This is a genomic window from Streptomyces sp. NRRL S-118 (assembly GCF_000716335.1).
Taxonomy (GTDB): Bacteria; Actinomycetota; Actinomycetes; order Streptomycetales; family Streptomycetaceae; genus Streptomyces.
On the sequence record NZ_KL591013.1, the window covers coordinates 129,630 to 143,616 of the forward strand.

Genomic DNA, 13,987 nt, shown 5'->3' on the forward strand with positions numbered 1-13,987 from the left:
GACACCGCACCTCGCGGCGTTGTCGTCGGTCGCCCATGCTCCGCGGCGGCTCCCTCCTCCGCCCTGCGATGCACGGCGACGGACGCCACTCCGCGATCCAGCCTGAACCACACGACAGACCCCAGGCGTATCGACCCGGAGCACCCGGCCCGCGGGTCCCGGCGCTACTCGGCGTCGCCGTCCCCGACCCGGTACGACTTCGTCCAGGTCTCGCCGCAGCGGCAGCGGTAGTGCTCGACGAGCTCACCGGCGTCGGAGACACCCATGCCCTGGTGGACACGGACATGGACATGCTTGCCCATGACGGCCCTCTTTCCTCGATCGGGAACAATTGCCCGATTCTGTCCGCCGCTCGTCGCGCCGGGCAACACCCGCCCACCATGCGGACGGGTTCCCCTCACCCGAAGGCGGAGGCGGGCGGGGCGGGCGAGGGCCGGGCGCTCGCGTCGGTGACGGCCGCGGCACCGCCCGTGAAGTCGGTCAGCGCCCGGCCGTGCTCGACCCGGCCCGGGTGCGGGTCGGTGGCGACCCGGCGGGTGAGCTCGGCGACCGGCAGCGGGGTGTCCGACGCGACGAGCACGGCGTTGCCGAAGAGGCGCCCGCGCAGCACGGCCGGATCGGCGGCGAGGGCGAGCTCGGGGAAGAGGGCGGCGGCGGTGGCGATCTGTCCGCGCAGATGGGCGAGCGGCGGTCCGTCGGCCAGGTTGGCGGCGTAGTGCCCGCCGGGCCTGAGGACCCGCCGCACCTCGGCGAGGAACTCGGTACTGGTGAGGTGCGCGGGCGTGCGGGCGCCGCTGAAGACGTCCGCGATGACGAGGTCGGCCCAGCCGTCCGGGATCCTGGCGAGCCCGGCGCGGGCGTCGGCGCCCCGGACGCGTATCCGGGCGCCCGGATCGAGCGGCAGCTCGCGGCGCACCAGCTGCACCAGGGGCGCGTCGAGCTCGACGATCTGCTGGGTGGAGCGGGGCCGGGTGGCGGCGATGTAGCGGGCGAGGGTGAAGGCGCCGCCGCCGAGGTGGAGGGCGTTCACGGGCCGCCCGGGCGGGGCGGCGAGATCGGCCACGTGCCCCAGGCGGCGCTGGTACGAGAAGCTCAGGCGGGCGGGGTCGTCGAGGTCGACGTGCGACTGGGGGGCGCCGTCGATGAGCAGGGTCCAGGCGCGGGCGCGCTCCGGGTCGGGTACGAGTTCGGCGAGGCCGCCGTCCACGGGCTCGGCCACGGTCCCGGGGGCCTGCCGTCCGCGCTGCTTCTGCCGTGCTTTCCTCGCCATCCGCCCATTATCGGCGGATCGGCACGGGGGCCCGCCGACCGGACCGGCGCGAGGGCCTACCGGCAGTTGTCGGCGGCCTCGATGAGGCGGGCGGCCTCGCCCAGTGCCGCGCGCAGCACCACCGGGTCGGTGACCGGTCCGGTGTCGGCGGGGGGCAGCAGCCAGCCGGATCCGGCGACCGGCGGCTCGGCGCCGCCCTGCGGGGCCTCGGCTCCGGCGATCCGCAGGCCGCGCCCCGCCGTCTGCGTGCAGGCGCTGCCCGGAACGTCCCAGGCGGCGGCGGTACCGGGCGGTACGAGGAAGCCCAGGGTGTCGCAGTCGCCGTCGTGGAGGACGGGTCCGACGACGGGGGCGCCGCCGCGGCGCAGGATGTCGACCGCCTCCAGGCCCTGCCGGGTGGGCACGGTGACCAGGTCGCACGGCCCGCCGACCGTGTCCGGGGGCGGGGCGCTCGAGTCCTGTGTCGGCCGGTGCTGTGCGGTGGTGTGCGATTCCGGATGCTGCTGCGACTGCCGTGACGCCATGCCGACCTCCAACAAGGGATCCCCTCCTCGCTCGAGTCCCCGTGTGGAGACACGTTCCGTCTCTCCGCACGGTTCAACGCGGGCGGGCGTCAACGGCTACGGCGGCACGCCGCCGCAAAGGATGGCATTTCATGGCGGATCACGGGAGAGATATCCGCTTTGTAGCCAAACCCTGCGTGCACGACCCGTCACAGCAGGTACGTTCTTCCTCCGCCGGACCAACGGCAGCACGCAGGAGAGGGCTCGGCCATGGCGTCGTCTCGGGCAGTTCCCAATCTCGCCTTCCGCCGCCTGCGCGGCCGGCGCTCCCCCGCGGAGTTCGCGGCCGCTGTCCGCCGCGCCGCCCGGGAGATCGGCGAACAGGTGGCGTGCGACGCCCGCTACATCGGGCGCGTGGAGTCGGGCGAGATCCGCTGCCCCAACTACGCGTACGAGCGGGTGTTCCTGCACATGTTCCCCGGCCTCTCCCTGGCGGACCTGGGCTTCGCCTCCCGCGAGCAGGTGCGCGGACGGGCGGCCCGCGCCGCCGTCGCCGCCGGGCCGGCGGCACACATCACCACCCGGAACGATGAGGAGAGCGACGTGCTGCGTCGCGCATTCATGACGAGCGGCACCGCCACGGTGGCGGCCGCCTCGCTCGGTCTCGGGGCCCTGACGGGTCCCGGCTCCATCCCCTCGCCCCGCGCGGGCGGCACGTTCGGCGACACCGAGGTCGCGGCCGTCGAGGAGGCGGTGCGCCGGATCCGGCTGCTCGACGACCGGTACGGAGCGGACGGGCTGTACCGCAGAGCCACCGAACCGCTGCGCACCGCCTACGCGCTGCTGGACGCGGGAACCCCCGCCCGCCGGACGATCGCCGACCGGATGCAGGCGGGTGCCGGGGAGCTGGCCCTCTCGGTGGGATGGCTGGCGCATGACTCGGGCCGTCTGGAGGACGCCCGCTCGCACTACGCGGAGGCGCTGGCCACCGCGCGGGTGGCGGGCGACCCGGGTCTGGAGGCGCACGCCTTCTCCAACACGTCCTTCCTGGCCAGGGACGCGGGCCGGTACCGGGAGGCGGTGCGCGCGGCGCAGGCCGGCCAGCACGCGGCACGGCGGCTCGCCTCGCCGCGCCTGCTCTCGCTGCTGGCCCTGCGGGAGGCGTGCGCGTGGGCGGGCCTCGGCGACCGCCCGGCGTGCGAGGAGGCCCTGGGCCGCGCGCACACGTACTTCGGGCGCGGCCCGTGCGACGCGGACCCCGAGTGGATGTCCTTCTTCGGCGAGCCGGAACTGCAGGCTCTGGAGGCGCAGTGCTGGTCCGCGCTCGGCGACTGGCCCCGGGCGGCCCGCCACGCGCACCGGGCGACGGTCCTCCAGAGCCCCCACTTCGCCCGCAACCTCGCGCTGTACCGCGCCCAGCTCTCCACGGACCTGGCCCGCGCCGGCGCCCTGGAGGAAGCCGCGGCGGCCGGCGAGCGGGTCCTGGACCTCCTGGGCGAGGTGCAGTCCTCCCGCATCCGCACAATGCTCACGGGCACGGTGCACCTCCTCGCCCCGGAGCGGGGCATCCCGGCGGTGGCGGCGTTCCTGGAGCGGAGGGCGGCACTCGGGGAGGCATGAGGCCGACGAGCCAATACACCGCCGGGGGCCGACAGGACAACACTCTTGGAGGTGGTGTCTATCACGCTGTTGTTTGCCCGGCTGAGGAGGGAATGTTCCGCTTGAACGCACATCTGGGTCTAGACCAGTAACTACCGGTCTCATAAGGTCACTCCGCTTACTTGATCTTTACGAAATTCTCAGATTGTGAGTGCGGCGAAGTGACGAGACGTAGGCACCGCGGTGGAGCGGTGCGGGGGGTAGCGGCCACAGCGGTGGCGCTGTTGGCCGCCGGGGGTGTGTTCAACGCGGCCCTCTCCGACGCATGGGCCGCCACCACGCCCGACGGGGGCGCCGAGTCCCCCGAGAAGACGTCGAGCGTCCGCGCCGACGACGCGGCGCGGGGCAAGGCATTCTGGCAGGACGACGTACTGCCGGCCGCGTCGGACGAGCAGAAGGCCTCCCGGCAGGCCGTGGCCAAGGGAGAGCGGGTCGAGGTCGCGTCGCTGACCAACGAGACCAACCAGGTCTTCGCCAACAGCGACGGGACGTTCACGGTCGAGTCGTCGCCCGTTCCCGAGCGTGTCCGCAAGGACGGGACCTGGGTACCGATCGACACCACGCTCGTGACCCGCGCGGACGGCACGCTGGCACCCCGGGCGGCCCAGGACGTGGTGCTCTCCGGCGGCGGCTCCGCTCCGCTGGCCACCATCAGCCGGGAGGGCAGGACGTACGAGCTGGGCTCGCCGTGGAAGCTTCCCGCACCGAAGGTGTCCGGCTCGACGGCCGTCTACGAGTCGGTGCGCCCGGACGTCGACCTGGTGGTGCAGGTCCGTCCCGACGGCTTCACCCAGAACCTCGTGGTGCACACGCGCAAGGCCGCAACCGACCCGGCGCTGGCGGCGATACGTTTCCCCGTCCGGACGACCGGTCTCTCGGTCAGGACCTCCGACAGCGGCAGCGTGTCCCTCGTGGACGCAGGCGGGCGCGCGGTGTTCTCCAGCAGCGCCGCGCTGATGTGGGACACCGCCGGTGCCCCCTCGGCGACTCCCGCCGGGACGGCGTCCACCGCCCCGCGTACCGCCCGGCGGGCTCCGCTCGCGGCCGCCGGCCCCGCGCCGGCCGCCACCGAGGCCGAAAAGGCCGTGCTGGCCGAGCCGGGCTCGCGCACGGCCGTCGCGGACGTCTCCATGGCGGGCGGCGCTCTGTCGCTCACGCCCGACCGGGCCTTCCTGACCGCGGCCGACACCGCCTATCCGGTGGTCATCGACCCGCCGGCAGTCAGCGCCACGCTGACCGGCTGGACGACGATCTGGTCGAACTCGGGTGGCACCTCCTTCTGGCGGACCTCCCATGCCCTCGGCGTCGGTTACGACGCGTACGTGGACAACAAGCAGGCGAAGTCCCTCTTCCAGTTCGACACCCGCAAGGTCGCGGGCAAGAAGATCCTGAACGCCACTTTCACGGCGTACGAGATCTGGTCGGCCAACTGCGACAAGAGGGATGTCAACCTCTACCGCACCAACCCGATCTCGGGCTCCACCACGTGGAACAACCCCCCGACCGGCTGGACGTACGTCAGCAAGACGCTGGCGGCGAAGGGCCACTCCTCGGCCTGCCCCGACGGTGACGTCGAGTTCAACGCCACGCCTGCCGTCGCGTACACGGCCAAGGCGAAGTCGACGACCACGACCCTGGGTCTGACGGCCAGCGCAAGCGACCCCATCGCGTGGAAGCAGTTCATGTCGCCGGCGGACGACCGGGCGACCTCGGACCGCAAGCCGCGACTGTCCATCACCTACGTCTCTCCGCCGACCGCCGCGCCGTCCGCGGTCAAGCTGTCGGAGCCGAACGTGGCCTGCTCCGCGTCCACCGCTCCGGCGCTGATCCGCGACACCACCCCGCGGGTGACGGCCACGCCCACGTCGGCGGACGGCTCGAACGCCAGCCTCCGGCCGAACTTCGAGCTGTACGCGGGCTCCAGCACCACCCCGATCAACCTGAGCCCGGACACCTGGACGGCCAGCGGGATCGCCGGGTCGGACCCGACACCGACCCTGACGAGCGGTACGACGTACAAGTTCCGCGCCCGTACCCAGTACCGGTACACCTGGTCGGGCACCACGAGCTACCTGTACGGCCCCTGGTCCTCGTACTGTTACTTCAAGGTGGACGCCACCGCCCCGCCGCAGCCCACGGTGACGTCCGTGGAGTACCCGGAGTGCGCCGGCACCACGTGCGACGCCTCGCCGGAGACGGGAAGCGTCGGCCAGACCGGCGCGTTCAGGATCAGCGCGGGCGCCACCGACGTCCGGCGCTACGACATCTGGCTCAACGGCGTGCTGCTGGAGAGCAAGACGTTCACCACCGGAACCGCCAGCTACGAGCGCAAGGTCACGCCGACCAAGCGCCTGACCAACACCCTCCGGGTGCAGACCTTCGACGCCGCGGGAAACCCGAGCGCCACCAAGGACTACCTGTTCAAGGTCGCCAAGGCGTCCAACCCCGTCGCCCAGTGGAAGCTGGACGGATCCGGCACCAACGCGGCCGGCACCGCCCACATCCTGACGCCCGGCGGCGGCGCGGCGTGGAGCTCAGCGGCACGCCTGGGAACGGGCCTGTCCCTCAACGGCACCGGCGCGTACGCGGCGGCCCCCGGCCCGGTGGTGGACACCACGGGCAGCTTCTCCGTCGCGGCGTGGACCAGGCTCGGCTCCCGCAGCCAGATCAGCACCGTCGCCAGCCAGCAGGGCACGCAGGTCGGTGCCTTCCAGCTGTACTACTCCTCGTCGTACGACCGCTGGGTGTTCAACCGCTACAGCTCCGACGGCGCGAGCCTGGTGCGCGCGATCTCGACGCGCCCCGGTGTCATCGGCGCCTGGACGCACCTGCTGGCGGTCTACGACCGTGACGCCCAGCAGATCCGCCTGTACGTCAACGGCCGTCTGGAGGCGACCACGGCGTACACCACCCCGTGGGCGGCGACCGGTCCGTTCGAGATCGGCCGGATGAAGAGCCCCAGCGGCGGCGCCCTCGGCAGCTACTTCAAGGGTGACCTGGACCAGGTCCAGGCGTGGAACCGGGTCGTTTTCCCCGACGAGATGTGGGCCCAGTCCAACCTGGAGAGCCCCGAGACGGGTCAGCCCCAGCCCGCGCTGCTGGCGCACTGGAACATGGACAACGCCTCGGGCACCACGGCCCCCGACGAGTCCGGCCGCGGCAACCTGCTCACCCTGGCCTCCGGCGCCGGCTTCACCCTGGCCGACGACCCCGCGCACGGCACCGTGCTGAACCTGCCGGCCACCGCCACGGGTACCGCCAGCGCTCCGGTGACGCTGGACGAATCCGGCAGCTTCACCGTGGCCGGCTGGGTCAACCTGAACCCCGACGTACTGGAGAACACCACCGGCGCCCACTCGCCGACCGTGTTCGCCCACCCGGGCCTGCAGCGCAACGCCTTCCGCCTGTGGTACCGGCAGGAAGTCGGCGAGGCGGTCGGTGACTGGAACTTCGGTGTCTACCAGACCGACGTGCTCAACGGCCCCGCGGCCACCATCACCTCGGAGCAGGTCAACCCGCCCGGCAACTGGATCCACGTGGTCGGCGTGTTCGACTCCGCGAACCAGTCGGCCAAGCTCTACCTCGCGGGCGTACGGGAGGGCGCGGAGGACGGCGTCTTCGTCGAGAGCATCTTCCAGTCCGACCAGCCCCTGATGGTCGCCGGAGCCCGGCGCCACGACACCGGGGCCTGGGGCAACCGTCTGATGGGTCAGCTCGACGACCTGCGCGTGTACGCGGGCGTCCTGTCGGAGGCGGAGATCACGCAGCTGGCGACCGTGGACGAGCCACCGGTCGACATCGGCTGACGCCCCACTCCCTTCACCCCTCTCCCCACACTGTTTCATCCATCCGCGGTGGTGGGCCGGGCACTCCCGGCCCACCACCGCTGTCAAGAATGCGAGAAACCCTTTTGTCCGGCACACCACGCGTGCCGTCGTGGTCATGGAGGAAAGCGAGCCGCCGCCGCATAGCGGCGGTCGCCCTGCCCGTGACCACGGCCATCGTCACCACCCTGTTGGGCGCGGCCCCGGCACAGCAGTACGAGCGCGATCCCAGCGCCCTGGAGAAGCCCGACTTCGGCAAGGCGGAGCCTTTCAGGGCCAAGCACAAGCCGGTCTCCGACCCGACGCGGCGGGCGGCGGCGAAGACCCGGGAGAAGGCCGCCCGCAAGGTCGCCTGGCCCGAGGCGGGTACCGCGAGCGTCGCGGTACCCTCCCGGCCGGACGCCGAAACCAGGGCCGGCCGCCTGCCGGTCTCCCTCGGCCGGCCGGTGCCCGCGAAGGCGGGCAAGTCCGCCGCGGCCCGCGCGGCCGCCGCGAACCGCCTGCCGAAGCCGGCGCCGGCCAAGGCCGAGGTACGGATCCTCGACCGGGCCAGGACGGCGAAGCTCGGTATCGAGGGCGTGGTGCTCACCGTGCGCCGCGCGGACGGCAAGGCCGATCCGGCCGGGCTCTCCGTCGGCCTCGACTACAGCGGCTTCGCCCACGCCTACAGCGGCAACTGGGCTTCCCGGCTCCGGCTGGTGCAGCTCCCCGCCTGTGCGCTCACCACCCCCGAGAAGCCCGCGTGCCGCACGACCACGCCGGTCCCGTCCTCGAACGACACGGCGGACCGGACCCTCACCGCCCAGGTGACCACGCCGAAGGCCACCACGGCGCAGGCCCGCAGCGCGAGCGCCTTCACGGTCCTCGCCGCCTCGGCCGGCACCTCCTCGGACCAGGGCACGTACGAGGCCACCCCGCTGTCGCCGTCGGCGACCTGGTCCGGCGGCGGCTCCAATGGCGACTTCACCTGGTCGTACCCCATGGACGTCGTACCGGCCCCCGCCGGTCCGGCGCCGTCGGTGGCGATCGGCTACTCGGCGCAGAGCGTCGACGGCCGCACCTCCTCCACCAGCGCCCAGCCCTCCTGGATCGGTGAGGGCTTCGACCTGCCGACCTCGTACATCGAGCGCTCCTACGGCTCCTGCGACGACGACGGCCAGGACAAGAAGTACGACCAGTGCTGGAAGGAGGACAACGCCTCCATCGTCCTCAACGGCAAATCCAGCAGCCTGATCCTGCTCGACAGGACCAAGGGCACCTGGCGCCTCCAGGGCGACGACGGCGAGCGCGTCGTGCGCACCACCGGCGCCGTCAACGGCGACGACGACGGCGAGCACTGGACCGTCACGACCACCGACGGCACCCAGTACGTCTTCGGCAAGAACCGGCTGCCCGGCTGGGCCGCCGGCAAGGCCGAGACCAACTCGGTGTGGACGGTCCCGGTCTTCGGTGACGACTCCGGCGAACCCGGCTACGACGCCGGCACCAGCTTCTCCGCCCGCTCCAAGAACCAGGCCTGGCGCTGGAACCTCGACTACGTCGTGGACCCGCACGGCAACGTCATGACGTACTGGTACGACAAGGAGCTCAACTACTACGCCAGGAACGGCACCACCGGCAACGGCGTGGAGTACGTCCGCGGCGGCCACCTGAAGCGCATCGACTACGGCCAGCGCACCGACACGATCTTCTCCACCACTCAGCCGGCGGCCGCCCGGGTGAAGTTCACCGTCGCCGAGCGCTGCGTCCCGGTGAGCGGCGGGGAGACGTGCACCACGCTGACCGAGACCAACCGCAACGCCTGGCCGGACGTCCCGTACGACCAGATCTGCAAGAAGGACACCGTCTGCACCGACCAGCCGGCCCCGTCCTTCTTCTCCCGCAAGCGCCTCACCGGTGTCACCACCCAGGTCTACAAAGGCACGGGCACCGGCGCGGACACCGACTACCGGGACGTCAACCACTGGGCCCTGGACCAGTCCTTCCCGGACCCGGGTGACGGGTCGAACGCCGGCCTGTGGCTGAAGTCCATCCAGCACACCGGCAAGGTGGGCACCCCCGTCGCCCTTCCGGCCATCACCTTCTCCGGCGTCCAGCTCCACAACCGTGTCGACAAGACCGGCGACGACGTTCCGCCCTTCATCAAGTGGCGCGTCCGCACGGTGACCTCCGAGACCGGGTCGGTCCTCAACGTCAACTACTCCGACCCCGAGTGCGTCGCCGACACGAACATCCCGGCCGCGCTCGACAAGAACACCAAGCGCTGCTACCCGGTCAAGTGGATCCCGCCGTCCAACCCCACGGCGGGCACCGACCCGCAGCCGCGCACGGACTGGTTCCACAAGTACGTCGTCACGCAGGTCACCGAGTCCGACCCGACGGGCGGGGCCCCGCTGAAGCAGACGGACTACACGTACCACGGCGGCGGTGCCTGGGCGTACGACGACCAGTCGCCCATCACCCCGGCCAAGTACCGGACGTGGGGCATCTGGCGCGGCTTCCAGAAGGTCACCACCCATACCGGTGAGGCCGCGGGCGTCCGCTCCAGGTCGACCTCCCTGTTCTACCGGGGCATGCACGGCGACAAGCAGCTCGACGGCACCACCCGCACGGAGACGGTCACCGACTCCACGGGCACCGCGGTGAACGACGAGGAGCAGTACGCCGGGCAGGTGCGCGAGGCCATCACGTACAACGGCACGACCGGCGGCGAGGTCTCGGGCACGATCACCACGCCGTGGTCGCAGAACACCGCGACGGCGACGCACTCGTACGGCACTGTCCGTGCCTGGATGACGCGTACGGGCAAGGAGGTCAAGCGGACCCCCGTCACGGGCGGCACGCCGATCACCTCCACGACGTCCACGACGTACGACACGCAGAGCGGCCAGCCGCTGACGGTGGAGACCGAGGGCGGTGGGGTCAAGGACTGCACGCGGACCGAGTACGCGAAGAACACCACCGCCTGGCTGCTCACGGCCGTGAAGCGCGTCGAGAAGGTGTCGGTCGGGTGCGGCGTCACGCCGAACCGCACCGGCGACCCGGCCACCACGCACGTCGTCTCCGACGTGCGCACGTCCTACGACGGCCAGGCGTGGGGTGTGGCGCCCACGAAGGGGGACAAGACCGCCGTCGAGCGTGTGACTGGATACAACAGCGGCATCGCGCAGCTCCAGAAGGTAAGCACGGCGCAGTACGACGCGCTTGGCCGGGCGACCGACGAATGGGACGCCGCCGGCACACAGGTCAAGCACACGGACTACACGCCCGCATCCGGCGGACCTCTGACGGCCACCAAGGAGTCCAACGCGCTCGGTCACTCCGTCACGACCGAAGTGATCCCGGACTGGGGCGTCAACAAGGCAAGCACCGACCCGAACAACAAGCGTACCGAGATGGCCTATGACGCCCTCGGCCGCCTGACGGACGTCTGGCTCGCTGACCGCAACCGGGCCAACGGGGACACCCCGAGCCGCAAGTTCGAGTACAAGATCCAGCGTAGTGCGGCCTCGTGGGTGGCCACCAAGTCGCTCAACAACGACGGCAGCACGTATCAGACCTCGTACGCCATCTACGATGCCCTGCTCAGGCCACGCCAGTCCCAGGCGCCGGCGGTGGTCGGTGGTGGCCGTGTCATCACGGAGACCAAGTACGACACCCGTGGCCTGGAAGTGGAGTCCTCGGCGGACTACATCGACGCCACCGCTCCCTCCGGCCAGCTGGCCACATTGCTGACCGCCTCTCCCGCCAGCACTCGGAAGGTCTACGACGGAGCCGGCCGGCCGACGATCGAGATCACCCTCGCCCTGGAGAAGGAGCACTCCCGCACCACCACGACGTACGAGGGCAACGCGACGACGGTCGAACCACCGGCCGGTGCGTCCGCCGTGCGCGAGGAGGTCGACGGCCGGGGCCGCCTCGCCGAGAAGAGGGAATACGAAGGCAACAAGGCGACGGGGGCCTATACCCGCTTCACCTACTCCTACGGCCGGACCGACCAACTGACAAAGGTGCAGGACAACGACGGCAACGCGTGGGAGTACGAGCACGACTTCCTGGGGCGCCGGACGAGCATCACCGACCCTGACGCAGGTACGTCGAGGACGGAATACAACCAGCTGGACCAGGTCAGCGTCACCGAGGACGCCCGGGGCAACATCCTCAGTCACACCTACGACGCACTGGGGCGGCCGACCGGACGGCTCTCGGGCCGGATCCCGGTCGTCAACGGCGTTCCGACGATCGATGAGTCCAAGTACCTGGCCCGCTGGTCGTACGACACGATCGCTGTCGGCCGGCCCACTTCCTCGATCCGTTACGAGGGTGGCAAGAGCGGCAAGGTCTACGCGACCACCAACGCCGCTTACGACCCGCTCTACCGGGTGCTGAAGGAGCAGTACACCATCAGCACCGCCGAGGGCGCGGTGGCGGGCACCGGCACGTACGCCATCACCAACGCCTACAACCTGGACGGCACGCTGCAGAAGAGGACCATCCCGGCCATGGGCGGTCTCGCGCAGGAGGTGCTCACCTACGGGTACAACGCGCAGCGCCAGCCCACCACACTCCAGGGCCTGACCGGCATCGTCCGAGGCACGGACTACCTGCCGGCCGGTGAGCGCATCCGCCTCACGCTGGGTGTCTCCTCCACCTCCAAGTGGACGGAGATCAACACCTCCTACGAGGACGGCACGAAGCGGCTGGCACGCCAGACCGTCGTGTCGGAGTCCAACAGTGGCACGGACGCCGACACGTACTACCGCTACGACCCGGCCGGCAATCCGGTCGAGATCGACGACCGTTCCACCGCCGCGGGTGACAAGCAGTGCTTCACCTATGACGGGCACCGGCGTCTGAAGAGCGCGTGGACCGCCAAGACCGACTGCGCGACGGCGCCCACCGCGGCAGGCGTCGGAGGCCTCGCGCCGTACTGGAAGTCGTATACGTACGACAGCGCTGGCAACCGGAAGACGGTCACGGACCATCTGGCCGCAAACGGCGCCGCCACCACGACCTACACGTACGACCAGACCACCGGCGGCAAGCTCCGTCCGCACCTGCTGTCCTCGACCACGACCAGCCCCGCGGACCCGGCGAAGCCGGCCACGGGTTACACGTATGACGCGTCGGGCAACACCACGACGCGCACGATCGGAGGCAAGACCCAGAACTTCGAATGGGGCCCGGAGAACAATCTCGCCAAGGTGACCGAGGCGAACAGTTCCGAGACCTCGTTCCTCAACGACGCCGACGGCAACCGGCTCATCCGGCGCGACGCCACGGGCACGACGCTGTACCTCGGCGAGACCGAGCTGCGGCATGACAAGGCGACCGGCAAGGTCGAGGCGACCCGGTACTACACGCACGGCAGCCAGGTCGTCGCGGTGCGCACCCCTCAGTCGCTCACCTGGATGAGCGCCGATCACAATGGCACGGCCAACGTGCAGATCGACGCGGCGACGCAGGTGGTCACCCGCCGGCACATACAGCCGTTCGGTGAGACACGTGGTACGCAGCCCACCACGTGGGCCGGCGACAAGGGCTTCGTGGGGGGAACGGAGGACCCCACGGGCCTCACCCACCTCGGCGCACGCGAGTACGACGCGACGACGGGCCGTTTCATCAGCGCCGACCCGGTGGCGGATCTGAAGGACCCGCAACAGGTCAACGGATACGCCTACAGCAACAACAACCCCATCACTTTCGCCGACCCGGACGGGAAGTTCTTCCTGTCGTTCCTGTTCGCGCTGATCAGGCTCATCAAGGCGATCATTCGGTACGTGGCTGCGGCCGCCCATACCGGCTACCGCCAGCAGTCCAGCCAGCGCGCGTCACGGAACGGGTCTCGTACCGGTATCTCCGCCGCCGGAAGCGCAAACCACGCCAGTGCTTCTGCTGACAGCTGTCCCGCGATACAGCGCAACTATGGGATCTGCAACAACAAGGAACCCGAGAACGCCAAGGCGCAGGGTAGCTTCGGCGATTTCCTCGGTGGACTCGGTCACAACCTGGCAGCCTCCGGCGAGGCGATGAGCAACTTCAGCCCGTGGTGCTGGATCGAGGACTGCAGTGGCGCCACGAAGCAGTACGACGATTTCGTCACGGAACAGGGCGTCGACAAGAAGACCGAGGCATGGGACGCAGGTGACGCTGTCGTCGAGGTAGCAGGGCTGTTCAGCCTTGCCGGTGCACTGAAGTCGGTTGCCAAGAAACTCCTGAAGGGTGGTACAAGCAGCGGAAAGAACCTCGCCGATGACGGCCTGAACACCTCGGGTGGAGCGCATCGGACGGACATGCCGTTCCGTGGTGACGGCCAGACGGTCTTCCATGGACACGGATCGTGGCGTCCCGAGAACGGCACCACGGTCGTTCCTCCAGGGACCTGGCTGCACCTCTACGAGGAGCATGGGTACACCATCACCCGCCAGAAGGGGATGTCGATCTCCGGACCCGGCGGCCATCGCAATACACCATGGCAGATCGCCAAGCCCGGCGACGAGATTCCGAACTACACCCTCGCCCCGCTGGGACCCGGGTTCTTCTTCCGGAACGGCTCCACGGTTGTGGACCAACGGACTCCGCTCAGTGACCTGCTGAAGCCGAACATGGGGGTCTGCCACTGGGCCGCTTGCCGCGGCAACAAGACCCGCCGATAAAGTACAGAACTACAATCGGCCACGACGACAGAGAACCTGGGCCCGGCGTACATGCCGGGCCCAGGCCCATGGCAA

At 70.5% G+C, this 13,987-nt stretch carries 6 protein-coding genes; 3 read left to right on the forward strand and 3 right to left on the reverse strand.

The genetic code is table 11. The features are described from left to right. Positions 1–164: 164 nt before the first annotated feature. The 3 genes from IH00_RS43425 to IH00_RS0121960 form a co-directional block, all read right to left on the reverse strand. Positions 165–302, reverse strand: a complete 138-nt coding sequence (locus tag IH00_RS43425) for a hypothetical protein (RefSeq protein ID WP_199819793.1) — start codon at positions 300–302, stop codon at positions 165–167. 95 nt (positions 303–397) lie between these two features. Next, positions 398–1,270 (reverse strand): spermidine synthase, encoded by an 873-nt coding sequence (locus tag IH00_RS0121955; RefSeq protein ID WP_031076184.1) that lies wholly within the window; start codon positions 1,268–1,270, stop codon positions 398–400. Positions 1,271–1,326: 56 nt separating this feature from the next. Then, positions 1,327–1,794, reverse strand: coding sequence for a hypothetical protein (locus tag IH00_RS0121960; RefSeq protein WP_031076186.1), 468 nt, complete (start codon positions 1,792–1,794; stop codon positions 1,327–1,329). A gap of 249 nt (positions 1,795–2,043) precedes the next feature. Here IH00_RS0121960 and IH00_RS0121965 point away from each other — a divergent pair, with 249 nt between their 5' ends. The 3 genes from IH00_RS0121965 (at position 2,044) to IH00_RS0121975 (ending at position 13,912) form a co-directional block, all read left to right on the forward strand. Next, the gene (locus IH00_RS0121965; RefSeq protein WP_031076188.1) at positions 2,044–3,393 is read left to right on the forward strand and encodes an NsdA family TPR-like regulatory protein; all 1,350 of its coding nucleotides are present in this window, start codon (positions 2,044–2,046) and stop codon (positions 3,391–3,393) included. Between the two features lie 230 nt (positions 3,394–3,623). Next, complete coding sequence (locus IH00_RS37585) at positions 3,624–7,238, forward strand: LamG-like jellyroll fold domain-containing protein (RefSeq protein ID WP_234334924.1); 3,615 nt, start codon at positions 3,624–3,626, stop codon at positions 7,236–7,238. A gap of 182 nt (positions 7,239–7,420) precedes the next feature. Next, on the forward strand, positions 7,421–13,912 hold the full coding sequence (locus IH00_RS0121975; RefSeq protein ID WP_234334925.1) for a putative adhesin: 6,492 nt from the start codon (positions 7,421–7,423) through the stop codon (positions 13,910–13,912). The last annotated feature ends 75 nt before the right edge of the window (positions 13,913–13,987 follow it).